19 protein-coding genes are annotated in these 24963 nt (G+C 65.7%); 10 read left to right on the forward strand and 9 right to left on the reverse strand.

Translation table 11 applies throughout. The annotated features are described in order from the left end of the window. Positions 1-10 precede the first annotated feature (10 nt). Genes ACKY0X_RS08300 through ACKY0X_RS08310 form a run of 3 tightly spaced genes read right to left on the reverse strand, consistent with a single transcriptional unit; the run spans position 11 to position 3016 of the window. Positions 11-697, reverse strand: coding sequence for a cutinase family protein (locus ACKY0X_RS08300; RefSeq protein WP_065040587.1), 687 nt, complete (start codon positions 695-697; stop codon positions 11-13). A gap of 57 nt (positions 698-754) precedes the next feature. Next, complete coding sequence (locus ACKY0X_RS08305) at positions 755-2338, reverse strand: Na+/H+ antiporter (RefSeq protein WP_409429553.1); 1584 nt, start codon at positions 2336-2338, stop codon at positions 755-757. A 45-nt stretch (positions 2339-2383) separates the two neighbouring features. Beyond that, positions 2384-3016 (reverse strand): TetR/AcrR family transcriptional regulator, encoded by a 633-nt coding sequence (locus tag ACKY0X_RS08310; protein ID WP_409429045.1) that lies wholly within the window; start codon positions 3014-3016, stop codon positions 2384-2386. 108 nt (positions 3017-3124) lie between these two features. Here ACKY0X_RS08310 and ACKY0X_RS08315 point away from each other — a divergent pair, with 108 nt between their 5' ends. From ACKY0X_RS08315 to ACKY0X_RS08325, 3 genes are read left to right on the forward strand one after another with little or no spacing between them, the layout of a single operon-like run. Continuing rightward, a complete protein-coding gene (locus ACKY0X_RS08315; protein ID WP_409429046.1) occupies positions 3125-4165 on the forward strand; it encodes a Rieske 2Fe-2S domain-containing protein in 1041 nt (346 codons plus the stop codon). Next, the gene (locus ACKY0X_RS08320; protein WP_409429047.1) at positions 4162-5247 is read left to right on the forward strand and encodes a dihydrodipicolinate reductase; all 1086 of its coding nucleotides are present in this window, start codon (positions 4162-4164) and stop codon (positions 5245-5247) included. The genes ACKY0X_RS08315 and ACKY0X_RS08320 overlap by 4 nt, the downstream gene beginning before the upstream one ends. 35 nt (positions 5248-5282) lie before the next feature. Beyond that, a complete protein-coding gene (locus ACKY0X_RS08325; RefSeq protein WP_409429554.1) occupies positions 5283-6416 on the forward strand; it encodes an acyl-CoA dehydrogenase family protein in 1134 nt (377 codons plus the stop codon). A 12-nt stretch (positions 6417-6428) separates the two neighbouring features. On the opposite strand, the gene ACKY0X_RS08330 is transcribed toward ACKY0X_RS08325, so the two are convergent. The 4 genes from ACKY0X_RS08330 to ACKY0X_RS08345 form a co-directional block, all read right to left on the reverse strand. Next, on the reverse strand, positions 6429-7103 hold the full coding sequence (locus ACKY0X_RS08330; RefSeq protein WP_409429048.1) for an MPT63 family protein: 675 nt from the start codon (positions 7101-7103) through the stop codon (positions 6429-6431). A 146-nt stretch (positions 7104-7249) separates the two neighbouring features. Continuing rightward, positions 7250-8296 carry a DUF1942 domain-containing protein gene (locus tag ACKY0X_RS08335; RefSeq protein WP_409429049.1) on the reverse strand — a complete coding sequence of 349 codons (1047 nt, stop codon included), beginning with the start codon at positions 8294-8296 and terminating at the stop codon, positions 7250-7252. Positions 8297-8406: 110 nt separating this feature from the next. Then, on the reverse strand, positions 8407-10167 hold the full coding sequence (locus ACKY0X_RS08340; protein ID WP_409429050.1) for a serine/threonine-protein kinase: 1761 nt from the start codon (positions 10165-10167) through the stop codon (positions 8407-8409). A gap of 66 nt (positions 10168-10233) precedes the next feature. Next, positions 10234-11346: a 1,4-beta-xylanase gene (locus tag ACKY0X_RS08345; RefSeq protein WP_409429051.1), complete on the reverse strand. Its 1113-nt coding sequence runs from the start codon at positions 11344-11346 to the stop codon at positions 10234-10236. 112 nt (positions 11347-11458) lie between these two features. On the opposite strand from ACKY0X_RS08345, the gene ACKY0X_RS08350 reads away from it, so the two are divergent. Together ACKY0X_RS08350 and ACKY0X_RS08355 are read left to right on the forward strand one after the other, a co-directional pair. Continuing rightward, the gene (locus ACKY0X_RS08350) at positions 11459-12295 is read left to right on the forward strand and encodes an SDR family oxidoreductase (RefSeq protein WP_409429052.1); all 837 of its coding nucleotides are present in this window, start codon (positions 11459-11461) and stop codon (positions 12293-12295) included. A 22-nt stretch (positions 12296-12317) separates the two neighbouring features. After that, positions 12318-13901, forward strand: a complete 1584-nt coding sequence (locus tag ACKY0X_RS08355; RefSeq protein ID WP_409429053.1) for an AMP-binding protein — start codon at positions 12318-12320, stop codon at positions 13899-13901. Here the strand turns inward: ACKY0X_RS08355 and ACKY0X_RS08360 are convergent. Together ACKY0X_RS08360 and ACKY0X_RS08365 are read right to left on the reverse strand one after the other, a co-directional pair. Then, positions 13892-14602, reverse strand: a complete 711-nt coding sequence (locus ACKY0X_RS08360; protein ID WP_409429054.1) for an ankryin — start codon at positions 14600-14602, stop codon at positions 13892-13894. The two genes, ACKY0X_RS08355 and ACKY0X_RS08360, sit on opposite strands and share 10 nt — an antisense overlap. 45 nt (positions 14603-14647) lie before the next feature. Further along, positions 14648-16036: a DUF222 domain-containing protein gene (locus ACKY0X_RS08365; RefSeq protein WP_409429055.1), complete on the reverse strand. Its 1389-nt coding sequence runs from the start codon at positions 16034-16036 to the stop codon at positions 14648-14650. Positions 16037-16234: 198 nt separating this feature from the next. On the opposite strand from ACKY0X_RS08365, the gene ACKY0X_RS08370 reads away from it, so the two are divergent. The 5 genes from ACKY0X_RS08370 to ACKY0X_RS08390 all read left to right on the forward strand — a co-directional run bounded on the left by ACKY0X_RS08370 (position 16235) and on the right by ACKY0X_RS08390 (position 24960). After that, positions 16235-17692 (forward strand): N-6 DNA methylase, encoded by a 1458-nt coding sequence (locus ACKY0X_RS08370; protein ID WP_409429056.1) that lies wholly within the window; start codon positions 16235-16237, stop codon positions 17690-17692. Further along, positions 17689-18861 (forward strand): restriction endonuclease subunit S, encoded by a 1173-nt coding sequence (locus ACKY0X_RS08375; protein WP_409429057.1) that lies wholly within the window; start codon positions 17689-17691, stop codon positions 18859-18861. Before ACKY0X_RS08370 ends, ACKY0X_RS08375 begins: the two co-directional genes overlap by 4 nt. After that, entirely contained in the window at positions 18861-20087 is a 1227-nt protein-coding gene (locus ACKY0X_RS08380) for an exonuclease domain-containing protein (protein ID WP_409429058.1), read from the forward strand. Before ACKY0X_RS08375 ends, ACKY0X_RS08380 begins: the two co-directional genes overlap by 1 nt. A gap of 224 nt (positions 20088-20311) precedes the next feature. After that, positions 20312-21535 carry a Fic family protein gene (locus tag ACKY0X_RS08385; RefSeq protein WP_409429059.1) on the forward strand — a complete coding sequence of 408 codons (1224 nt, stop codon included), beginning with the start codon at positions 20312-20314 and terminating at the stop codon, positions 21533-21535. Next, on the forward strand, positions 21532-24960 hold the full coding sequence (locus ACKY0X_RS08390; RefSeq protein ID WP_409429060.1) for a DEAD/DEAH box helicase family protein: 3429 nt from the start codon (positions 21532-21534) through the stop codon (positions 24958-24960). The genes ACKY0X_RS08385 and ACKY0X_RS08390 overlap by 4 nt, the downstream gene beginning before the upstream one ends. The last annotated feature ends 3 nt before the right edge of the window (positions 24961-24963 follow it).

The following is a 24963-nucleotide window of genomic DNA, read 5'->3' on the forward strand; positions in this document are numbered from 1 at the left end:
TCGGGGCCGGCTACAGCTTTCCGGCGACGAAGTCCGCTGCCTCGTTGACCATGCCCGCGGAGATGTAGGCGCTGGCCAGGTGTTGCGGCCAGTTGGCTTCCCAGGTGTTCGGGTCGGCGGGGTTGCAGATCGGGTCGGCGCCATGGCACTGCTCGATGGTCCGATCGTTGTAGATCGGGTTGAAGTTCGTGATGGGGCCGACCCATTGACTGCCGTTGCCGAACAGCGCCACCGCGGCGATGTGTTCGTCGGCGCCCGGTGGCAGGGGATTGGTGAAGCCCAACGCCGAGAAGGGGACCGCCAGCACCACGTCGGTGACCGCGGCACCCAGCGAGTAACCCCCCGGAACTATCCGAGTGTTCGGGCAGCCGTTGATGGTGTTCTGGATGTGAGCGCTCATGTCGTTGGCGCCCTTGTCGATCTCATTGTCAGCGGGGTAGTTCACCGCATACAGACTGACGTACTTGGAGGTCCTGGAGCGCAGCGCGCTGACGAACGCGTTGCCGATCGCGCCGGCCCCGGGCGATTCCAGACGCCCACGGGCGAACACCACTTCGACGTCGGGGCAGGCCGCGCTGGCCGGCGCCACAGCACCGGGCGTGCCGGTCGGAATCACGACGGGGGCGGTCAGCAAAACTGCCGCCAGTACAGTGCCACGCCTTGTGAGTCTGAATCGGCGGGCCGAGGAATCGCTCACGAAGTGGATAGTAGTGGTATGCGACCGCCCTGTCGCCTCCAGCCGCGACCCGGTCCACTATTCGGAATCGGCCGGCCCCAGCAGCCGCACTTCCTCCAGGTCCATTTCGGCCTGCACTTCACGTAACACGATGTCGTCGATGTGATTTCGGTCGCGCAGCTCGGTGACGGCACCGCGTTTGTGCTCGAGGACGCCCAGGTGCACCCGGCGCACCATGTCGTCACGTTCGGCGGCGGCGTTGGGCTGATCGGATACCGCCACCAGCTCGGCCTGATCCTGGTACTCCTTGAGCAGCCGACCTACCAGCTCTGGGCTGACGTCGAGTTCGGCGGCCACCCGCGGTAACGCTTCCAGGGCGGCTTCGGCGGCCCGGGTTCGTGCCAGCTGCAACTCTTTGGCGTGCGCTGCGTCTTCGGGCATCCTTGCCCACCGCACGACCGCGGGCAGGGTGCTGCCTTGGACCAGCACCGTCACCAGGATCACAAAGGTGACCACGTAGATGATCAGGTTGCGATCCGGAAAGGGCGTGCCCGCATGTGTGGTCAACGGGACGGCCAGTGCCGCGGCCAGGGAGACCGCGCCGCGGAAGCCCGCCCAACTCGAGACCGCGCGCTGGCGCCAGCCCACCCGGCGGGTCCGCTGCACGGCGCGTCGGTCCAGGGTGCGCAGCAGCACGGTGGTGATCTCTGTCCACGCGATCCGGGTCACGATGACCACACCGGTGACAGCGAGGGCCAGCGTCGTGGCATGGCGAAGGCCGTCGCCGACATTGACGATCCCGTGCACCGCGCCGGGAATCTGTACGCCGACGAACACCCACAATGAGCCATTGATCAAAAACGTTGCCATGTCCCAGAACGCGAATGCCTGCAACCGCGAGCGGGCCCCGATCACCCGCGGGCCGACGTAGGACAACACCAGCGCCGACACCAGCACCGCGACGACGCCGCTGCAGTGAAAAGTCTGGGCGAGCAGAAACGCCGCGAACGGCGTCAACACGCTCAGGGCGCCTTCCTCCAGCGGCGAGTCAATGCGGCGGCGCAGCAGCGTGACCGCGGCGCCCACCAGCAGTCCGGCCGCGATACCGCCCAGGTACGAACCGACGAAACGGCCCACCAGGTCGATGGGTCCGATCGCGGGGCTGCCCGTGGCTACCGCGACCGTCACCGCGAACAGCACCAGCGCGGTGCCGTCGTTGATGATGCTTTCGGCGCGCAGCACGGTCAGCGGCCGGCGCGGCAACTTCTTCGCCAGGCCGGCCACCGCGGCCGCATCGGTGGGCGACAGGACAGCGCCAAGAACCGACGCCGCGTGCGGCTCCATGCCCAGCGATCGCGCCGTCCAGGACACTGCCACCGCGGTCGCAATCACCAGGCCGACGCTGACGAGCACGATCACGCGCAGGTTCGCCCGGATCTCCCGGAAGCTGGTGTTCATGCTCTCCCAGTAGAGGATCGCCGGCAGGAACAGCAGCAAGACGATCTCCCCGTCGAGCTGGGTTTCGCCGAAGCTGGGGATCAGACCCAGCGCGCCGCCGAGCAGGATGAGCAACACCGGGGGGCCGACGCGATAGCGCTTGCCCAGAATCGTGCCGCCGACCACGGTGGCGACGAGGGTGACAACAACGACGAGGCCAAACACCATCACATCCTTGCGTGCACTCTCCGGTTTGCGCAGCCCCCGGTTTCAGCCGGGCCGGGACTGCTCCAGGTATGCCGCCAGCGCATTGGTCAGGCCGCGGCGGGCCTCGTCCAGGTCGGCGTAGGAGCCCAGCTGGCGTTCGGAGACCAGCCCGCGCATCGCACCGGGGATGAGGGCGGCCAGCTCCCGCACTCGCTGGGGGTCGACTCCGAGGTCGGCGAAGGCCGCATGGCACGTCGTCAGCCAGCTCTTGCCCCAGGAGAACAATTCGGCCGCGGTGCGCGGATACAGCCTTTCCAGCTCGCGGTGGTCGCGGGGGAGTGCGGCCCGTAGGTTCTCGATCGCCCGTGAATCCGGTGACGCCAGCCCGTCATAGAGCGTGTCGATGATCGCCGCGACCCGTTCCCGCAGCGGCGCTTCCGATTTCACGCTGCCGAACGCCGAGATCGCGGCGTCGCGGCGCTCGGCGGTGCGGTGCAACACCGCCGCCCAGAATCCGTCGACGTCGCCGAACTGATACTGCACCGCGCCCCAGGTAGCGCCGCTCTCCTTGGCGATCCGGCTGGCCGACACCGCGCCGGGGTCGCCGGTGGCCAGGGAGCGCACGGCGGCGTCCAGCATCGCCTCGCGGGTTGCCAGCCCCCGCTTATTGCTGCGCCGCGTCTCTGATTGAGCCATCCGCCGAATCCTAACAACATTTACATAGTACCCACTATGATTCCGTTGCAATGCGCATTATGCTGCGACAGTCGGCCCGCTCGGAGACCACAGAGAGGACACGTTGACATGGCCAAACCGCCGTTGTCGATGAACCCGACAGGCTGGTTTCAAGTCGCCTGGTCTGACGAGATCGGCATCGGCGATGTTCATGCCATGAAGTACTTCGGCCGGGAGATGGTGGCCTGGCGGGCCGAGTCGGGCCAGCTCACCGTGATGAACGCCTACTGCGAACACCTCGGCGCGCATCTGGGGTTCGGCGGCACCGTCTGCGGCGAGGTGCTGCAGTGTCCGTTCCACGGTTGGCAGTGGAATTCCCAGGGCCGCAACGTCTGCATCCCTTACCAGGACAAGCCCAACCGCGGCCGGCGCATCACCACCTATCCGGTCACCGAACGCAACGAAGCGGTCTACATCTGGAACGACGCGCAAGGGCGGGCGCCGTTCTTCGACGCGCCGGATGTGTTCGCCAGCTTCGACGACCGCAGCGCCGACGATTACTACCCGCAACAGCGGCTGTTTCGCACGGGCCTGGAGCTGCACCCGCAGTACGTGCTGGAGAACGGTGTTGACTTCGCCCACTTCAAGTACGTGCACCGGACCCCGATCGTGCCGGTCTTCACCCGCCACGATTTCACCGAACCGGTGTCCTACGTCGACTTCACCATCACCTTCGAAGGCGACGACGGTCAGAAGATCGAGGACGTCAACAGCGGCGTGGAAGCCATCAACGGCGGCTTGGGAATTGCGGTGACCAAGAGCTGGGGGATGATCGACAACCGGACCATCTCCGCGATCACGCCCGTCGACGACTCGACCTCCGACGTCCGCTTCATGGTCTATATCGGCCGGTCGCCGCATAAGCCCGGCGACGCTGCGCGTGCCGAGGCGCGGGCGGCCGATTTCGGGCGCGAAGTCATCCGCCAATTCGAGCAGGACATCCACATCTGGTCGCATCAGCGCTATTCGGATCCACCGGCTCTGGCAACGGCCGAATATGAGGGGTTCACCGCAATCCGCCGGTGGGCCAAGCAGTTCTATCCCGACGGCATCGGCGGCAGTGCCGCCGAGGTCGCTGAACTCAGAGCGCAGAAAGGTTTCACCGCATGAACGCCGCCGCACCCATCCGCGTCTTCCAAGTCGCCACCGGCAACGTCGGGACCGAGATGATCCGGCGGTTCGCCGCCCGCGATGATCTCGAACTGGTAGGCGTGCACTGCTATTCGCCGGACAAGATCGGCAAAGACACCGGTGAGCTGGCCGGGATCGAGCCCAACGGGGTCCTCGCGACCGGCAGTGTCGAGGAGATCATCGCCGCCAAGCCCGACGTGCTGACCTTTCACGGGGTGTTCCCCGACGAGGATCTCTACGTTCAGATCCTGGAAGCGGGCATCAACATCGTGACCACCGCGGACTGGATCACCGGCTGGCACCGCGACCGCAACCATCCGCACCCGTCGGGCAAACCGGTGACGCAACTGCTGGCCGAGGCCGCCGAGTCGGGCGGCGCGAGTTTCTACGGCACCGGCATGAACCCGGGGCTCAATCAGATTCTGGGCGTGGTGTGTTCGGCTGATGTCGCCGAGATCGAGAACATCACCACCATCGAGTCGGTGGACGTGTCGTGTCACCACTCCAAGGACACCTGGATCGAGGTGGGTTACGGCCAGCCGGCCGATGATCCAGAGATCCCCGCCAAGCTGGAGAAGTTCACCCGGGTCTTCGCCGACAGCGTGCTGATGATGGCCGACTGCTTCGATCTGACCCTCGATGAGGTGACGTTCGACTACGAACTGGGAGTGTGCACCAGGGACGTCGACCTGGGCTGGTACACCCTGCCCAAAGGGTCCTTGGGCGGCAACTACATCAAGTATCAGGGCATGGTCGACGGTGTGCCGCGCGTCGAGACGCATCTGGAATGGCAGATGACGCCGTTCACCGAGCCGAACTGGAACATCAAGGGCTGCTACATCACCCGGGTTACCGGAGATCCGTGCGTCTACAACAAACACATGATCTTTCCCAAGCCCGGAATTGACCTGTCCAACCCGGACAACTTCGCCTCGATCGGCATGACCGTGACCGGATTGCCCGCGCTCAACGCGATCAAGTCCGTGGTGGCGGCGCCTCCGGGCTTGCTGACCAGCGCGGACCTGCCGCTGCGCGGATTCGCCGGGCGATTCCGCAGGTGAGCGAGGCCGGCGGGCTTGCCGCGCTGGCGCGCGGCATGCGCGAGCTGGTGGCGGGAGAGGCCGCCGCGTCCGAACAGCGCCGCACCCTGACCGATCCCATCGTCGACGAGATGTGGCGCACCGGCTTGATGTCGGCATTCAATCCCGCCGCCGCCGGTGGCGCCGAGCCATCGTTTGCCGAGATGATCGAGACCTGGATCGAAATGGCATGGCAGGACGGCTCGTTCGGCTGGGTCGGCATTGCCAACATGCCGTCGTCCTTCGCGGCCGCCACGTACCTACCCGACGAGGGCTTCGATGAGGTGTTCACCTCCCACGACAATCACGTCACACTGGGCGGTCAATACTTCCCCAACGGCCAGGGCGTCGCCGTCGACGGCGGCTACCGGCTCAGCGGAGCCTGGAGCTTCGGCTCGGGTATCGGGCACTCCCAGTATGTGGCCGCCGGTTTCTTCCCGATGGACGACGGCGAGATGCGCTGGGTCAGCGACGGAATACCTGACATGCAGGTCGCGGTGCTCCCACGTGAGCAGATCTCCTTCAACGACGGCTGGCATGTACAGGGGCTCAAGGGAACCGGCTCCTATGACTACAGCGCCCAGGACGTGTTCGTACCAGGGAGCCGGACCTTTCCACTGTTCTGCCGCAGGCCACTTCGAGGAGCCTCGCCGGCAGCTCGAATGGGGCTGATGCCGGTGACCGCCGCGGGCCACGCCTCCTGGGCGCTCGGTGTGGCCAAAAGCATGCTCGACGACGTGACCGAGCTGGCAGCCACCAAATACCGGATGAGCGACATGGCGGCGTTGGCCAGCCGCCCGACGTTTCAGAAGGATCTGGCGCACCATGTCGCCGCGTGGCGGGCCGCTCGCTTGCTGGTGCTCGAGGCCTTCACCACGGCCGAAACCGCCGTCGCGGCAGGCGAAGACCTGACGCCGCGACTGCGGGCCGACATGCGGGTGGCAGCGGTCTACGCCACCGATGCCGCCAGAAGCTGCGCCGAGTGGGCACATCTGGCGGCCGGAACCACGGCAATCCGCGAAGGCAGCCGCCTCGAACGAGCCTTCCGCGACATCTACACCGGAACCCAGCACGCCTTCATCAGCGAGAAGGTCGCTATCGACGCGGCCCAGATCTGGCTCGGCCTGATCGACGACCAGTTCGGGCTGTGAGCAGCCGCTGAATCAGGGCAGTGGTGTGCCGGAACTGCCCTCGGGCAGCGGGGTTCCGGAGCTGCCGGACGGCGGAGCTGACGGTGTGGGGTGCGCGGGCCGCGACGCCGGGGGACGAGCCGGTGCGGCAGGTGCCCGGTTGCTGGCACCGTTCGCCGGGAGCTGGGAGCCGCCCGCGGGGGCTTGCGGCTGCGCCGGCGCCTGCGGAGCCGGGGCCACCCAGCGAATCAGATCGTTGCCGCCGGTTTGGTACACCATGCTGTTCGGTGCGTCGCCGGTGACGTCGAAATAGACCTTGCCGCTGGCCTTCTGGCCCTGAGTCAGGGCGGCGGGAGCGATGCCCTGTGCGGTGGGCACGGTGAACAAAGCCTGGTAGTTCTGGCCGCTGGCCGAACGGGCACTGAGGTTGGCGACGATCGGGAAAACGGCGCCCTGGATCGCCTCGTCGGTGGCGGTGGCCTCCCACAGGGTCCCACGCGGTTGATAGGGAATCGCGTCCGAGCTGGGGCGCAGATCGGTGATAGTCCAGCCATGCACTCCGGGGCCTTCGGGCACGGTTCCCTGGGTGCCGATCGGTTGGGTGGCCGGGGCGGGGGCCGGGTCAGGATCCGCGCCGGCGATCCCGGTGCTGAGGACGCCCCCGGCGGCCAGTGCTCCCGCGGCCAGGGCGGTCGAGATGGACTTCATGGGAGTGTCTCCTCAAATCGGCTGCATGCCGACGACATTGGTACTCAAGTACTTCAATCGTAGCGGGCTGGGGACCAGGCTACCCAGGAACGAGACCGGCCCGACCTCGCGGTAGGAGGCCGGGCCGGATTGGCTATGAACTTCGGTCAGTTCGACGTGGTCGAGCCGCTCGCGCCGCTGGCGGCGGGGGTACCGGGGGCGGCCGGAAGCGGCGTGCCCTGGTTTCCGGCGGCAGCCGACGTGGTGCCTTCCGAACCAGTGCCCGCCGAGCCCGCCGTACCGGTCGCCTCCGTCGCCGAAGCACCGGGTGCCTCTGCGGGGAGCGGCGTACCCGAGCTGCCGGCGGCCGCCGACGCCTCGGACTGGGCCGGCGTACCCGGCGTCTGCTGCGAGGACGGTGCCGGGCCGCCGGCCGGAGTCGACGCTTCCGCGCTGCCCTGGGTCTGCGAGCCCGAGGTGCCCGTGGCGGCCGGAACCTCCGAGCCGGTGGCAGCGGCCGGAGTGCCGCCGGCCTCGGCCGGCAGCGGGGTGCCCTGGCTGCTCGCGGGCAGCGGGGTGCCCTGGCTACCGGCGGCAGCCGGCGTGGTCTCGGTAGCGGCCGGCGCGCCCTGGGTGCCCGGCTGGGCAGGCTTGGTGCCAGCGGCCGCCGGACCGGAAGCCCGCTGCGAACCGGTGGCCGCCGGACCCGACGAACCGCCGGCCGGAGTGGTCGGCGCGGCGGGGGTCCAGACCAGCAGGTCCTGGCCGGCGCCCTGGTAGACCGCGCTGTTGGGCACATCGCCGGTGACGTCGAAGTAGACCTTGCCGCTGGTCGTCTGGCCCTGCGTCAGGTTGGCCGGGTTCACGCCCTGCGCGGTGGCCACCGTGAACAGCGCCGGGTAGGTCTGACCGCTCGCCGAGCGCGCGCCGAGGTTGGCGATCACCGGGGTGACGTTGCCCTGGATGGCCACGTCGGTGGCGGTGGCCTCCCACAGGGTGCCGCGCGGCTGGTAGGGGATGGCGTCGGAGCTGGGCCGCAGGTCACTGACGGTCCAGCCCTGGATGACACCGCCGTTCTCCACGGTGCCCTGGGTGCCGATCGGGTGGGTCGAGGGGGCGACGTCCCCGGCGTCCGCGCTGGCGGTCGCGGCGGTGACGGCTCCGGCTGCGGCCAACGCGCCCGCGGCTGCCACGGCAGTAGTGAAGAACTTCATTATGGGTTGACTCCTCGGTTCGACTGGATCTCGCAGGTGACGCAGGGACTCCAAGTCGAAAAGCCTAACGGATTTGACAGCTGCGTTTGTTCGTGTTTGTGGATCGACGATCAGGAGTGCGAACTCCACCAGGTGTAGAACTGCTCCAGCGTGGGTGTGTTTCGTTCTGTTCGCAGTGAGCCGATCACCAGGTTGGCGTCGTTGGTCCAGACCAGTACGGGCGACCCCTGCCGCATGCCGCACAGCAGTGTTCCGGCCGTCTTGTCCGGGGTGGCGGTGCGGTGCCACGCTCCCGGCGACTGGATCCGGCCCGGGCAGGTGACGACAGTGGTGGCCTGCACCGTGTTGTCGAAGCTCTGGCGCAGTGCAGTGGCATCGGGGAACAGTGCGTAAGTCGCAGCGGGCGGGCCGTCGAGGTCGGTGTTGCGGCCACACGTCACTTCGGCGATGGCACCGCCCGTCGGCGCGGACGCTGTGCAGGCGTCCTGCGGATAGCCCGACGGCAACAACTTGAGTAGACGAGCCTGCGCCTCGGTCGACGACACCGTCGTCGTAGGTTGACTTGCCCCCGCGGCGGACTGCGAGGTGTCGGCGTCTGCGGCCAACTCGTCGGAACCCGATCGGTTCGTCATCCAGGTGATCAACCCGACGACCACGATCAGTGCCGCCCCGAGGCGCAGCAGCAGCTTGCGTTTGGCGGGATCGTGGTGCAGCCGCAGTCGCCGTGACGCGCTGAACCAGTCGTCGGCGGCCGTCGAGACACGGGGCAGACCGGACTGCCCGGCGGGGCGGGCCGCGGGTTCGGGAATCGGGGCGGGCTGGACCGGCGGCGGGGTTGGTTGCACCTCGGGCGCCGGCGGTCCCTCACGCACCGGGGCCGGGGCAACCTCGGCTGCCGCAGCAGCCGGTGCCGACGGCTCGGCTGCCGCCGCCTCGTCCGGTACCACCGGTGGCGCGCTGGGCTGTGGCGCCTCGAGCAGCGGCGGGGTGGCCTGCTGGCTGGCCTCATAGATCTGCAGCGTCCGGTGCTGGTCGGGTGCACTGAGCGCCTGATAGGCCGCGGTCGCCAGCTCCGCGGCGTTGGCATAACGGTCCTGCGGATCCTTGGCCATCCCTTTGGCGACGACCTCGTCCAACCCTGCCGGGATGGTCGCGCCGGCAAGGCTGGGCCGCGGAATCGGTTTGGTCTGATGCGCGTTGGCCAGCATCTTGAGGCTGTCGGCCCGGTACGGCGGCGAACCCGTCAAGCACTGGTAGAGCACACATGCCAGCGCATAGACGTCGACGGCCGGCCCGAAGTCACTGCCGGAGAACAGCTCCGGGGCCGCGTACTTCCAGCGGGCACCGGCGTTCTCGGCATCGGCCGCCTCGGCCCCGGGCGCGCCGGCCAACCCGAAATCCACCAGATAGACGAAGTCATCACTGGTCAGCAGGATGTTGCGCGGTTTGACGCCGCGGTGGATCACGCCGGCGCTGTGCGCGGCATCGAGGGCCGACGCCGCCTGCCACACCACGTTCACCGCACGGGAGGCAGGCAGTACCCCGTTGCGCTTCAATATCGCGGCCAAGTCCACACCGGCCACCAGCGGCATATCGATGAACACTTGGCCGTCGAGCTCGCCGTAGTCGCGGACCGGGACCACGTGCGGCTCCTGCACCCGCCCGACGACCAGCGCTTCGCGCTGCAGCCATTCGCGGAACGCCGGATTCCCGCCCAACGCCGGCGCCAGCAGTTTGAGCGCGGCGGTGCGGTCCTTCTGCGTATCGACCGCCTCGTACACCTCGCCGGTGGTGCCGCGTCCCAGCAGTCGTTTGAGGAGGTAACGCCCCACCCGGGATCCAGCCCGCGAACCCGACGCGGTCTCGCTCATCACCGACTCCTCACGACGATATTGCCGTCAATGATTTCATCACTGAACCGCGCCGCTATCAGCCGGTCAGCGGCCGGTGAGATTGCTGATCGTCATGATCTCCAGATTGCGGTATGCGCGACCGGTGGGTTGCACCAGATCGTGGAACCAGGTCTGCGGCTCGGCGGTGTAGGGGTTGTCCCAGGAGTCCCACGGCAGGTAGGTCTGGGTTCGCCCGGCGACGAAGCCCCAGTTGTAGGCGCCCACATTGTGGCGCTTCATGATCGGCAGAATCCCGTCGATGGTGTTGCCGCGGGTACGAGCCAGATATTCGGTGCACATCATCGGCCGGCCCAGGGGCGCCAGTTCGGCGATGCGCTCACTGAACGTCGCCGGCTTGTCGTAGGAATGGAACGTGATGACGTCGGAGCTGTTGAGCTGGGTGTTGACGATCGTGCTGCCCTGACGCGAGCCTTCCCAGATTCCACTGGTCAACGGCTGACGGGCATCGACCGACCGGGCCCAGCTGAACACCTGGGGCAGCAGGTCACTGATGTAATCCAGCTTGTCGGACCGTTCGACCGCGCTGTATTCGCGGGCCATGTTGTCCGGCTCGTTCCACAGGTCCCAGGCCAGGATCCGTTCGTCGTACCGGAACTGGGTCATCACACCGGTGACGTAGTCATGCAGGGTGCGGTAGTAGTTGCGGTCCCCGAGCCGGTCGGCGCCCGGGCTCTGCACCCATCGTGAATTGTGGATGCCGACTCGCGGTGCCGGCTGTGGTCCGGCCTTGGGGTGCGGGTCCCAGCAGGAATCGAACAGTACGAACATCGGCTTGATGCGGTGGCGCGCGGCGACCGCGACGAATTGGCCCAGCCGGTACTGGAATCCCCGCTGATCGGCGGCCCACAGCTGGTCGTGCAGGAACACCCGCACGGTGTTGAAGCCTGCCGATCGGGCCCAGCCCAACTCGGAGTCGATCCGCCGCAGATCGAAGGTGCCCGGCTGAAACATCTCGAGCTGATTGACCGCGGTGGAGGTGATGTAGTTGGAGCCGACCGGCCAACCCTGCGCCTGATACCAGCGGTTCACCCGGTCGATCGACCACCGGCCGGGGTCCGCGCCGGCGCGCGGGAGCCGGCTCAAGGTGGGACCCGCCGCCAGCAGGAGGGGGAGCCCCAGTGCCGTTCGACGCTTCACGAAGTGACCATAGCGTCCGGACCTGTCACCGGGCGTCCGAACGCGCCGCCAGTCGCCGAGCAAATCGGGCGGTGACAGCTGGGGTGACCGCGGCCACCTAAACTGGCCGACTATGTCGCAGCACCTGCAAGACAAGGTCGTCGTCATCACCGGTGCCGGCGGTGGATTCGGCAAACTCATCGCCGAGAAGTGCGCCGCCGCCGGAGCCCGTGTGGTCGGCGTCGACATCGGTGCTGAGGCCCTCGCGGCGGTCTTCGACGGGATCCGCGAGGCCGGCCTGTCGGGCACCTACCAGGTCGCCGACGTCACCGAGATGGAGCAGATGAAGGCCGCCGTGCAGCACGCGGTGCAAACCTTCGGCGCGGTGGACGTCATCGTCAACAATGCCGGTGTGATGCCGCTGGCGTATTTCGCCGATCACGACAAGGCCTGGCAGCACTGGCACCGGGCGATCGACATCAACATCAAGGGTGTGGTGAACGGCATTTCCGCCGTCTATGACCAGATGATCGAGCAGGGCCGCGGTCACGTCGTCAACATCTCGTCGATCTACGGCAACGCCGGTGTGGCCGGCTCGGGGGTCTACAGCGCGACCAAGGCCGCGGTCGCCGTCCTGTCGGACTCGCTGCGCAGCGAGGCGAAGGGAAAGATCAAGGTGACCACGGTCAAGCCGACCGGTGTGCTGGGCACCAATCTCGGCAGAGGCGTGGTCAACGGCTCCGCGATCATGGGCATCGTGGGATCCCGCGGCGAGAGCTACATCCGGTCGGTCACCGCGTTCGCCGAGGGCACCCTGGAGCCGGAGCAGACCGACATCGACTCGGTGAAGTATTGGCTGATCACCCCCGAAGACCTCGCCGAGGCGGTGGTGCACGTCATCGACCAGCCCTGGGGCATCAGCATCAGTGACATCACCGTGCGAGCGAGCGGCGAAGACTACATCTACTGACTGATAGGAGGCGGTTAGCGAGATGGCTTCCGACACCTACTGGAATTCTTCACCGGCATACACCGCCGCCGAAGCCGCCCGCTATCACGCCATCGGCTGGTGGTCGCAGACCACGCTGTCGGACGCGGTGCGCCGCAACGCCCAACAGCTCCCCGCCCGGGACGCCTATGTGGACTACCTCGGCGCGGGCTTGACGTGGCAGGAATTCGACACCGCGGCAGACGCATTGGCGGCGCGGCTGGCCGGTTCCGGAGTGCGCACCGGGGACCGGATCGCGGTATGGCATCGCGATGCGGTGGCCATCCATGTGCTGTTCGTGGCGATCGAGCGCTGCGGGGCGATCGTGGTCGGTATCGGTGCCCGGGCCGGGACTCGTGAGGTGGCTGCGATTCTGGCCGCTTCGCAGGCCCAGCTACTGATCACCGATGAGCAGCGGCACGCCGCGGCGGCCGGACTCGAGATCGCGACGCTGAGCATCGATGAGCTGCAGGCCGCCGCCGGAATCGGGGTAGCGGGTCCGCAACTCGGCCCCGATGACGTTTTTCTGATCAACTCCACCTCCGGTACCACCGGGCTGCCCAAGTGCGTGGTGCACACCCAGAATCGCTGGCATTACTTTCACCAGCTGGCCGTCGCCAACGGGGAACTGAGTCCCGACGACGTATTTCTGCCGATCATTCCCACGCCGTTCGGTTTCGGGCTCTGGACCAGCCACACCACCCCGATTCACCTCGGCGCCACGGCAATCCTGTTGGACCGCTTCACCGCAGCCGCGACCTGTGCCGCGATCGCTCGCCATCGGGTCACCGTATTGTGCTGTGTCAGCACTCAATTGACCATGATGATGGCGGATCCTGCCAGCCGCGAGTTCGACCTGAGCTCGTTGCGGGTGGTGTTCACTGGCGGCGAGGCGTTGCCCTACCGGCCGGCCGCGGAGTTCGAGGAGCTGACCGGGGCGAAAATCCTGCAGTTCTACGGATCCAACGAGACCGGCGTGCTCAGCGCCACCACGCTCGCCGACTCGTTGGAGCGACGGTTGCGCACCGGCGGGCGAATCGTCGGCGAGATGGCGGTCCGGTTGTTCGGCGGCGAGGACGGCAACACCGACGTGACCGACACCGGCCGGGGGCAGCCCGCCTGCCGTGGCCCGGCCACCAGCCTCGGCTACCTCAACGGGGTCGATCACGACAAGCTGTTCACCGCTGACGGCTGGATGCGCATGGGCGACATCTGCGAGATCGACGCCGACGGCTATCTCAGTGTCACCGGCCGGACCTCGGATTTCATTCTGCGCGGCGGTAAGAACATCAGCGCCGCCCAGGTCGAAGACGCGGTGATGACCCATCCGGCGATCGCGGTGGCGGCCGCGGTGCCGATGCGCGACGAAGTGTTCGGCGAGAAGGTATGCGTCTACGTCGAACTCGCGGAGGTGGCGCGCGCGGGAGCCGGCACCTTGGAATTGGCCGGACTCGTTGAGCACCTGCTGGCCCTCGGGGTGTCCAAAGAGCTGCTGCCGGAACGCCTTGTCGTCATCGACGAGTTGCCGCGCTCATCCGGTGGAAAGATCGCCAAGGGACAGTTGCGTGAGATCAGCGGTCACTCGTAGCCCTCGTAAACCTGCGACGGGCCCTCGGGTGTGATGAGGCAGCCGACGGTCGCGACATGCACATCGCCGACCGGGTCGAGTTCTCGATAGCCGCCGACCACCTCGATGTCGTTATCGCGCAGTCCGATCCGAAATCCGCCCCACAGGTAGGGCACCGGGAACCACAGTTGTTTTCTGGGCAGCTCGTGCAGCACCTCGACCGGGGGATAGCGGAGCATCTGGCGCAGGTCACCACCGCGGAACAGGTGTTGGATCAGGTCGTCGATCACGGCGGTGAGCTGGAAGTTGAGCGCGGCGACCCGGTCTGGGTCAAGGGCGGCCGGGGGAGGCTTGAGCACCTCCAGCAGTTCGGCGGACCGTTGGTGCTCGACGGCCAGGTCATAAGCGGTGCGTCCGGCGGCGTCCGGTTGCGAGCGCAGCGCACCCTGCTCGATCAGCCAGGACGCGACATCGGCAGAGGCGCCGTGCCAGCCGGCCTGATGCAGCACCGTCAGCCAGGTCTTGCCACCGGGCCGCCACGCCTTGATGTCGACCACGTGATCGCCGCGGTCGAGTTCCCGGATCACCGTGCTCCACTTGCCCCGCTTGGCCATGTCGGCCAGATAAAGCGCGGCCTGTGCCTGCCGGTTGCCCAGCAGTGAGCTGTCCATCACGCCCGGCCACAGCGGCGCGTTGTTGCGGATCTCGGCATAGGTCGTCACGGTGCCATCTTCTCGCGGTTCGGGCTCGGATGCCTGATGTCGCGGCTATGGATCTGCGTCGTCGTCGAGAAGTTCCTCGGGATGGTGCAGATGGTTGATCCGTGGTGGGCTGGTGCCGTCGGTCCAGGCCAGGCGGCCTTGCTCGGTGACCACGGTCTGTAGATCGCCACGGGTGGCACCCCCGTGGTCGCCGCCGCAAGCGAAATGGAGCTCGTCGGGATTGGTGCGCCCGCCGTGTGCCCAAGCGGTCGAATGGTGAACTTCGCAGTGGTAGCCGGGCTCCGGACAGTTCGGTCTGGTGCAACCGCGGTCGCGGGCGTGGCAGATGATCCGGTGATCCAGGGTGGCGATGCGCTTGCTGCGGCCCAGATACAGCGGCCGCTCCGAGTGGTTGTCGAACACCGCGAGGTAGTGAATCGAGTTGGCCGCCATCCGGATCAGATCACGCATCGGCAGGCGGCTGCCACCGCCGGTGCGGGCCGCAGGCGGCATCGGGATGTCCGGGTCAGCCATGGCGCGGACCGCTTGGTCGAGGTCGGCGAGTTTGGTGACGGCGATGACGGTCACCGGAACGCCGCGGTGAGTGCCCATGGCGCCGGACTCGATGCCATGACGCAGGGCCAGCTTCAGTGCGTCGTGGTCTCGTTGCCCCGACGACCTGGAATCGCGTTCTGGTGTGCCCTCGGGCTTGCGGTGGCCGGGGCGAACCGCAGCGATGGCTGCTTCGAGGTAGGCGCGAGTTTCCGGGTCGATACAGCCGTTCAGCTTGCTCATTCCATCGGGACCTTGACGGCCCAGGACGAGGTTGCGCCGCCGTGCCCGGTCCTCATCGGTGAAATTGCCGTCGGGATTGAGGTGATCGGCGATGGCGTGCCCGATCGCGGTCACGAAGACGGCGTCCTGTTCGGTGGCGTGGCGCACCAGAGTCCGTTCGGCGGCCTCACGATCGGCCGGTGCGACTTTTGCGGGCAGTTCGTCGAGGGCCTTGGTGACCGCTTTGATGTGGTCATCGCCGATACGGCCGTCCTCGACAGCGGCGGCGACTTCGGGAAGTTCGGGTGGGGTCGGGGAGCCGGTCAGATTGCGCCGCGGCCGGATGCGCGCCGCGATGCGGAAACGGCGCCGGACCTCGGCCCGAGTGATGCGCAGGCGTGACCACAGCAGGTCCGTGATCTTGGTGTCGGCGGGCAGTCGGGGGTCGTCGGGGCCGTCGGCGGGATCGGCGATCTCGCCGAAGATGCGGTAGGACAGGCCGCGATTGACTCTGTGCTGGGTTTCGAGGCGTTCGGCAACTTCCACGCGAAACGCGTTGCCGACGATGTCGGTGTCGGCGCAGCGGAGCCGGGCCTGGGCGTCGTCGATCAGTGTCAGGTCCGCGCGGACGGCCGCACGGGCCGCCGCGGCGGGGGGAAGGACCTGATCTGGCTGGGACACATCCCCAACGTATCGAACAATTGTTCGAATGCTGGGGGTCGAACGATCGCCTGTGGATCAATCGGGCAACTGTGGATGAAAGCGGCCGGAACTGCGGCGCGCCCGCCGGCGTGCATGTCACCGGTTCCGTTCCTGTCGGTATTGCCCTATATACAGTGCTGTTCAACCTTCGACGGCCGCAGACAGGTGGGTGCAGCAGTGATAACCGGTGAGCTCAAGGGCAAGATCGACCGGGTCTGGGATGCGTTCTGGTCCGGCGGCATCTCCAACCCGCTGGAGGTCATCGAGCAGATCACCTATCTGCTGTTCATCCGCCGGCTGGACGATCTGAACACGCTCGCAGAGCAGAAGGCGCGCCTCACCGGCGCCAGTGACGGCATCCTGTTCGGCGAGAGCCAGCAGCATCTGCGTTGGTCCAAGCTCAAGCATGAAGACCCGACGCTGATGCACAAGATCGTCGCCGACGAGGTCTTCCCGTTCCTCCGCGGCCTGGGCGGCGACGGATCGACGTACTCGGAGCACATGCGCGACGCGCGGTTCACCATTCCCACCCCGCAGCTGCTGTCGCGAGTGGTGGACCTGCTCGACGACATCCCGATGGATGACCGCGACACCAACGGTGATCTCTACGAGTATCTGCTGTCCAAGATCGCCTCCGCCGGCGTCAACGGGCAGTTCCGCACTCCGCGACACATCATCAAGGCCATGGTTGCGATGACGGCGCCGCGGCCGGGCGACGAAATCTGCGACCCCGCCTGTGGCACAGCCGGATTCCTGGTGGCTGCCTCGGAGTACGTCCGCGATCAGCACCCCGGCGTACTAACGAACGCCGAGCAGCGGCAGCACTTTCACGCCAGCATGTTCCACGGCTACGACTTCGATGCCACCATGCTGCGCATCGGCAGCATGAACATGCTGCTGCACGGGGTGGAATCACCGGACATCCGGTACCGCGACTCGCTGTCTGAGGGCGCCAGCGAGGATGCCGAGAAGTACACGCTGATCCTAGCCAACCCGCCGTTCGCGGGTTCGCTCGACTACGAGTCGACGTCCAAAGACCTGCAGCGCGTGGTCAAGACCAAGAAGACCGAGCTCCTGTTCCTAGCGTTGTTTTTGAAGCTGCTGAAGCCGGGTGGCCGGGCAGCGGTGATCGTGCCCGACGGGGTGCTGTTCGGATCATCCAAGGCGCACAAGGAACTTCGCCGGGTGCTGGTGGAGGAGCAGAAACTCGACGGAGTGGTGAAGCTGCCGTCGGGGGTGTTCAAGCCGTACGCGGGGGTGTCAACGGCGATCCTGCTATTCACCAAGACTGACTCCAGTGGAACTGACAACGTTTGGTTCTACGATGTGCAGGCCGACGGATTCTCGCTCGATGACAAGCGCAACCCGGTGGAGGCAAACGACCTGCCAGATGTGGTGGAGCGGTGGGTGTTGCGTGATGGTTCCGAACTCGAACGAGCACGTACCGAGCAGTCCTTCTGCGTGCCCAAGGACGACATCGTCGCCCAGGGCTATGACCTGTCGCTGAACCGGTACAAGGAGATCGTGCACGACGAGGTCGAGCATCGGCCGCCGCTGGAGATCATCGCCGAGATCGAGAAGTTAGAAGGGGAGATTTCGGCGGGGCTGGCGGACTTGAAGGCGATGCTGTCGTGAGGCGGGTGGCCTTGGGGGAAGTCGTGGATCTCCGCGCTGGTATCGGCTTTCCGCCCGCGCTCCAGGGGCGTAAGAGCGGTGAGTATCCGTTCGCCAAGGTCGGAGACATATCACGGCACGGACGCAATGGAGCGCTATACATCGATACCGCCGACAACTTCGTCAACGACGCAGATCTCGCTGCGCTCAAGAGCAAGCCAATTCCACCTGGCAGCACACTCTTCGCCAAGATCGGCGAAGCAATCCGGCAAAACCACAGAGTCATAGTTGCTAGACCGATGCTCGTCGACAACAACGCCATGGCTGCGACGCCTACGTCGCAAGTCGACTCAGGCTATCTTTTCCGGTTTCTGCAGTCGGTCGACCTGTACCGGTATGCGACGTCGACAACGGTTCCCTCCCTGCGGAAGAGCGACCTCGAGCGGATCGAACTGCCCCTCCCGCCCCTCTACGAGCAGCGCCGCATCGCCGCGATCCTCGACCAGGCAGATGCGCTCCGGGTCAAGCGGCGCGAAATGATTGCACAATTAGACGAACTCGCACGGTCAATCTTCCTTGAGATGTTTGGCGACCTTCGGCCCAGCATAACCCTCGGCGAGTGCGCGGACATTCAAGGTGGCTTGCAGGTCACGAGTAAGCGCCAAGGTTTGCCTCTCGCGCTGCCCTACTTACGCGTTGCGAATGTCTACCGCGGTCGATTGGAACTGACGCAGGTCAAGAGCATCAACGTGACGGAGTCGGAGGCGGCTCGAACCAGGCTGGAACGGGACGACCTTTTGTTCGTCGAGGGGCACGCTAATCCTGATGAAGTTGGTCGAGTGGCAGTGTGGGACGGGTCGATCGTCAGTTGCCTGCACCAGAACCACTTGATTCGCGTACGTTTGCATGACGGGGTCTTGTTACCTCAGTTTGCGGAATCCTGGTTCAACTCCAGGTTGGGAGCGTGCCATTTCCGGCGTGCCGGCAAAACTACGTCGGGTCTGAATACCATTAGTGCGAATGTAGTCCGGAGTGCTCCGATCCCGGCGCCTTCGCTAAGCCAGCAGCGAAGTTTCAACGGTCGGGTTGAACGAATACGTTCTGAAGTTCGCGTATGCAGGAAGTCGCTCAGCGCACTCGACGCCCTCTTCGCCTCCCTCCAATCCCGCGCCTTCCGAGGGGAACTCTGATGTCCTTCGCGGTAATCGATTTCGAGACAACAGGGTTCGTTCCGGAACGCGCCGACCGCGTTGTCGAGGTCGGGATTGTGCTCACCGACGGCCAGGGCGTGATCGAAGACGAGTGGACAACTCTGATCAACCCGCGTCGCGACGTCGGCGCCTCGCACATCCACGGCATCACCGCCGGAGACCTACTGGACGCCCCCGAATTCGGCGACATCAGCGGCCACGTCCTTGACATGCTCAGCGGTCGCACGGTCGTCGCGCACAATGCCACCTTCGACATGCGCTTCCTGCTGTGCGAACTGCAACGGGCCAACTACGCCATCGTCGACCGTCCGGCAGCACTGTGCTCGATGAAATGGGCCGGTCGCATCCTCGGCGCCGCCAAACTCGCCCACTGCTGCGAGGCGTTCGGAATCGCATTGCCCGAAGCGCATTCGGCGCTCTGCGATGCTCGCGCCACTGCGCAGCTGATGCCTCGGCTGATGGCGTCCTGCTGTGACAGCGTGGACTGGCACGAGGACATCAAGCGCTGCGCCGCCTACACATGGCCCGCGCCGTCGGCGCCGACAAGGCACGTTGCCGCCGTCCTGCGTGGTCAGGCCAGCACGGATCCGCACGAGTGGTTGCGCACGGTACTGCAAGCCTCCTGGATTTCCGGAGTTCCAGAAGACGAAGCCGCTTACCTGCTGGTCCTAGAAAGCGCCCTGTTGGATCGTGAGGTATCACGCACCGAGGCCAGGCAGCTCGTCGATACCGCCGCTGCGGCGGGCCTGGGTCGAGGCACCCTGGAACGGCTGCACCGCGATTACCTGCGCAGCATCGCCCGGGAGGCGCTGGTCGACGGGGTCGTCACCGCGGCTGAGCGCGACGACCTCACGTGTGTTGCGGCTGCTGTCGGCCTCACTGACCATGACGTCGCCGAAGCTCTGGAGTGGGCGGCCGCCAACTCCGCTGAGGCGAAGCGGTCCAGGTTCGCCCTCAGGACCGGAGATCGGGTGGTGTTCACAGGGGATATGACATGCAGCCGCGACGAGTGGATCGCGGCAATCGTCGCGGCCGGCTTAACGAGCGGCGGGGTCACCAAGTCCACTCGTCTGGTGGTCGCCGCTGACCCCGACTCGCTGAGCGGCAAGGCGGTCAAGGCGCGCGCCTACGGGATTCCGGTGGTCGGCGAAGACGCGTTTGAGCGGATGTTTGCGCAGTACAAAGCGGGCGTGGCTACGGCATGAGCGTCGGGCAGTCGCAATGTGCGTAAACGTACATCGCCAGACACGCTATTAACGTTTAATTGCACAAGGGTTAATCAAAGGGCAAGTCGCGAACAGATAAGGCGATGGCGGAGTTTCGAGAGCTGTACTGGGAGCCGACACACGGGCGTGGCCTTGTATCACGCGACCGGCGCGGCGGGCGGTACGCCGCTTACGTTCCGGACCGACTCTGTGATCGCCCGGTCGTGATCCCCGCCGAGCTGGCGATCTTCGCAGCATCGGTGGAACGGAAGATACTTCGCCTGGCAGACGGGTCCAACGCGAGGAATCTGGAAGGCATCTCCCGGTTCCTGCTTCGGTCGGAGGCGATCGCCAGCTCGATGATCGAGGGTATCGCCCCCTCGCCCCAGCAGGTTGCGATTGCCGAGCTGGCCCAGGACGAACGGATCCGCGGATTCAGCACCCAGGCTGGCCTGGTGGCGAACAACATCACGGTGCTCCGACGGGCGGCGCTCGGACTGCTACGCGCCCCCGCGATCACGGTCGAAGACATCGTCGCGCTGCATGCCAGTCTGCTGCCGGACGAAAGACACCGTGGCCTGCGCGAGGTGCAGAACTGGATCGGCGGGTCGAACTGGAATCCGCTCGAATCGGCCTACGTGCCGCCACCTGCTGACGTCGTCGCTGATCTCATGGATGACCTGGTCGCCTATCTCAACGGCTCGGCACATGGTCCGCTGATTCAGGCGGGCCTCGTTCACGCCCAATTCGAGACCATCCATCCATTCGTCGACGGCAACGGCAGGGTCGGTCGCGCTCTCGTTCACACCGTCCTGGCACGGCGGGGACTGTCGCCGAGGGCGATTCTGCCGGTGAGTCTGGTGCTTGCGACGTTGCGCGACCGCTACATCGATGGCCTAGCGGCGTTTCGCTACATCGGTGATCCGCTGAGCGATCTCGCGGTCAACGGTGTCGCGGCATGGCTGCGGACCTTCGCTGACGCCGCGGAGATCGCCGTCGAGCAGGCCGAGCGGTTGGCGGGTGAGATCGAGGTGCTGCGAGTCGAATGGAACCAACGACTGGCGGGCTGGCGCACCGACCATGGAAAACGCCCTGAGCCCCGCGCCGACTCGGCCACGTCAAGATTGCTCGGGATGCTCTCGGAAGCGCCGATGCTGACAGCGCGAACGGTACAGCGCCTCCTTGAAGTTTCGTTTCCTCGGGCACGAGATGCCCTTGATGAACTTGCGGAGGCGGGCGTGTTGTCGCGAAAGAGCGTCGACAGAGGTACCACCGGCTATCTGGCAAACGAGGTGCTCGACCTGGTCGGTCTGGCTGAGCGCCGGATGGCGAGCACCCGGTTCGATACCCGGATGAGTAAACCCAACCGGTCGGTACCTGCACTGCCGGAGCGCAAAGCGCCCGTGCTCAGCGATGATGCCAGGAACCATGAGCAGGAGGATCAGTGACCAACTTCGCCTTCCTGAAAGTCGTTGATTGGCCAGAGATCCATGCCGACTGCGCCAAAGCGGAGAGCTACGCGACCAGCGACCCACGTTCGGCGTGTTTCTACGCCCGGCGCACAGCCGAACAACTGGTCGAATTTCTTTACGACATCATGAACATCTCCGTCCCCTACAAGGACGACCTCTCGGCCCGGATCAACGACAGTGCATTTCGCGCGAAGGCCGGCCAGGGGATCACGCAGAAACTCAACTTGATTCGCAGGCTCGGCAACACGGCGGTGCACGACCCGCGCCCGATTCCGCCGCGCGCTGCCCTGGACGCGCTCAAGGAACTTCATCACGTGATGGTGTGGGCGGCATTCCATTACTCCACCAACCCGAAGGCTGTGCCGCTCAAGGCAGTCTTTGACCCGGCGCTGGCGGCCAGATCAGCTCCGCTGACCCGTGAGGATGTTGCCCGCCTCGCCGCCAAGTTCAAAGCTCAGGACGACGCGCACGCCAAGGCGCTGGCCGAAAGAGACGAGTTGGCCGCGGCCAAGGACGCCGAGATCGCCGCTCTGCGTGCGCAGATCGAGCAAGTCCAGGCCGCGAACGCTCAAGTCGATGACCGCGACTACGCCGAGGATGAAACCCGCGACCGGTTCATCGACGTGCTGCTGCGGGAGGCCGGCTGGCCGCTGACCGACGCACGAGACCGTGAGTACGAAGTCACCGGTATGCCCAACAACCACGGCATCGGCTACGCCGACTACGTGTTGTGGGGTGCTGATGGGCTACCGCTGGCCGTGGTCGAGGCCAAGCGCACCAGCAAAAGTCCCGAGATCGGGCAGCAACAGGCGAAGCTATACGCCGACTGTCTGGAGAAGATGACCGGACGTCGCCCAATCATCTTCTACACCAACGGCTATGAACACTGGATCTGGGATGACGCGGCCGGCTACCCGCCCCGGCAAGTCCAGGGCTTCTACACGCGTGACGAACTGGAACTGGCGATTCATCGCCGCCATGCCCGGCAGCCCCTGGCTGACGTGACGATCGACACCGAGATCGTCGAACGCCATTACCAGCATCGCGCAATCCGGGCGGTGGACAAGGACTTCGCTGATAGGCGCCGTGAGGCCCTGTTAGTGATGGCGACCGGTTCGGGAAAGACCCGCACGGTCATCGCCTTGGTCGACCAGCTGATGAAGGCCGGTTGGGTCAAGCGAGTGCTGTTCTTGGCCGACCGCACGGCGCTGGTCACCCAGGCCGCCAACGCATTCAAGAAGCACCTTCCAGCGGTGACCACTGTCAACCTGGTCACGGAAAAAATCACCGATGGAAGGGTTTACGTCTCGACGTACCCGACGATGATGAACCTGATCAACGATACCGAGGGGGAGCTGCGAACCTTCGGTCCTGGATATTTTGACCTGGTTGTCATCGACGAGGCGCACCGTTCGGTGTATCAGAAGTACCGGGCGATCTTCGATTGGTTCGACTCCCTGCTGGTAGGTCTGACCGCGACACCCAAGGATGAGGTTGACCACAACACCTACCGGCTCTTTCACCTCGAAGACGGCGTTCCTACCGACGCCTACAGCCTCGAAGATGCTGTTTCCGAAGGCTTCCTGGTTCCGCCGGTGGGGGTATCGGTAGGCACCCGATTCCTGCAGCAGGGCATCCGCTACGCCGACCTAAGTGAAGAAGAGAAGGACGAGTGGGACGCCCTTGACTGGGGTGACGATGGCGTTGTCCCGGACGCGGTGACGTCGGAGGAGCTCAACAAGTTCTTGTTCAACGAGGACACCGTCGACAAGGTGCTCGCCGAACTAATGGACAAGGGCAGCAAGGTTGCCGGCGGAGACCGGTTGGGCAAGACCATCATCTTCGCCAAGAACCAGGATCACGCACAGTTCATCGCAAAGCGCTTCGACGTCCAATACCCAGAATATGCGGGGCAGTTTGCGCGCGTGATCACCCACAGTACCGAATACGCGCAAAACCTGATCGATGACTTCTCGGTTGCGGATAAGGCGCCGCACATCGCGATCTCGGTTGACATGCTTGACACCGGCATCGACGTCCCTGACGTGATCAACCTGGTGTTCTTCAAGTTGGTGCGGTCGAAAACGAAATTCTGGCAGATGATCGGTCGCGGCACCCGACTGCGCGCCGACCTGTTCGGCCCGGGCCAAGACAAGCAGAACTTCTACGTCTTCGACTTCTGCGGCAACCTCGAATACTTCAGCCAGGATCTGCCCGGATCGCAAGGGTCAATTCAGAAGTCGTTGAACCAGCGACTTTTCGAAACTCGACTGGGCCTGATCACCGCATTGGATGCGGCGGTACCGCCGGATGGGGTCGACCCTGCTGAGGGAGCTGGCACTCAATCCGAACGGGGCCTGCGAGTCGACGCCGCCTGGTCGCTGCATCGGGTCGTCGTCGGGATGAATCTGGAGAACTTCCTGGTCCGTCCGCACCGCAAATGGGTTGAGTGCTACGGCGACTGGGCGGCGTGGACTGCACTGACACAAGAGGCCGCGGGGGAGGTCGCCGAACATCTGGCCGGGCTGCCGTCGGGTGCCACCGAGACCGACGAGGACGCAAAACGTTTCGATCTACTCATCCTGCGCCGCCAGCTCGCGCAACTGGAGGGCGACATTCTGGCCGCCGAACGGCTGCGGGAACAGGTGCAGAACATCGCATCCGGGCTGCTCAATCAGACCGCGATCCCGTCGGTGGCAGCACAACAAGAGTTGCTCGCCGAGGTCGCCGACGACCAGTGGTGGGTTGACGTCACATTGCCGATGCTCGAACTTGCCCGACGCCGGCTCCGCAGCTTGCTCAAGTTCCTGGAGAAGACCAAGAAGGTGCGGGTCTACACCGACTTCGAGGATGCGCTGACCGTGTCGACGGTGATCGAGCTGCCCGGCATCACCCCTGGAACAAACTGGGACCGCTTCCGCGCTAAGGCAGCGGCCTACCTCAAAGCGCACCAGGACCACGTCGCACTGCAGCGGCTGCGGCGGAACAAACAGCTCACCGTCGCCGACCTGGAGGCACTGGAGCAGATGCTGATCGACAGCGGTGCGGGCGGTGCCGACGACATCGCACACGCCGGCGAAGAGGCCCACGGGTTGGGGTTGTTCGTCCGGTCGCTGGTGGGGCTGGATCGGCAGGCGGCAGCCGAGGCCTTTGGCGCCTACCTGGATGGCACGAAGTTCACCGTCGATCAGATCCGGTTCGTCAACCTGGTCGTCGATGAGCTGACCGACAACGGGGTGATGGAGCCGGCCCGGCTCTATGAGTCCCCCTACACCGACCACGCGCCGCGCGGTCCGGAAGGGATGTTCGACGAGGCCGACGTGGACCGCATCGTAGCCATCCTGCGCGGAGTCAAAAGCCACGCCGTGCCGCACCAAGGAACTGTCAGCGGCGTTCGGTAGGGT

The organism is Mycobacterium sp. SMC-11 (assembly GCF_046250095.1).
Taxonomy (GTDB): domain Bacteria; phylum Actinomycetota; class Actinomycetes; order Mycobacteriales; family Mycobacteriaceae; genus Mycobacterium; species Mycobacterium heraklionense_A.

Excerpts from the sequence above, each read along its gene's own strand:
- ACKY0X_RS08310 (WP_409429045.1), bottom strand. The coding sequence starts at position 3,016 with ATGGCTCAATCAGAGACGCGGCGCAGCAATAAGCGGGGGCTGGCAACC.
- ACKY0X_RS08315 (WP_409429046.1), top strand. The coding sequence starts at position 3,125 with ATGGCCAAACCGCCGTTGTCGATGAACCCGACAGGCTGGTTTCAAGTC.
- ACKY0X_RS08320 (WP_409429047.1), top strand. The coding sequence starts at position 4,162 with ATGAACGCCGCCGCACCCATCCGCGTCTTCCAAGTCGCCACCGGCAAC.
- ACKY0X_RS08325 (WP_409429554.1), top strand. The coding sequence starts at position 5,283 with ATGCGCGAGCTGGTGGCGGGAGAGGCCGCCGCGTCCGAACAGCGCCGC.
- ACKY0X_RS08330 (WP_409429048.1), bottom strand. The coding sequence starts at position 7,103 with ATGAAGTCCATCTCGACCGCCCTGGCCGCGGGAGCACTGGCCGCCGGG.
- ACKY0X_RS08335 (WP_409429049.1), bottom strand. The coding sequence starts at position 8,296 with ATGAAGTTCTTCACTACTGCCGTGGCAGCCGCGGGCGCGTTGGCCGCA.
- ACKY0X_RS08340 (WP_409429050.1), bottom strand. The coding sequence starts at position 10,167 with ATGAGCGAGACCGCGTCGGGTTCGCGGGCTGGATCCCGGGTGGGGCGT.
- ACKY0X_RS08350 (WP_409429052.1), top strand. The coding sequence starts at position 11,459 with ATGTCGCAGCACCTGCAAGACAAGGTCGTCGTCATCACCGGTGCCGGC.
- ACKY0X_RS08355 (WP_409429053.1), top strand. The coding sequence starts at position 12,318 with ATGGCTTCCGACACCTACTGGAATTCTTCACCGGCATACACCGCCGCC.
- ACKY0X_RS08380 (WP_409429058.1), top strand. The coding sequence starts at position 18,861 with ATGTCCTTCGCGGTAATCGATTTCGAGACAACAGGGTTCGTTCCGGAA.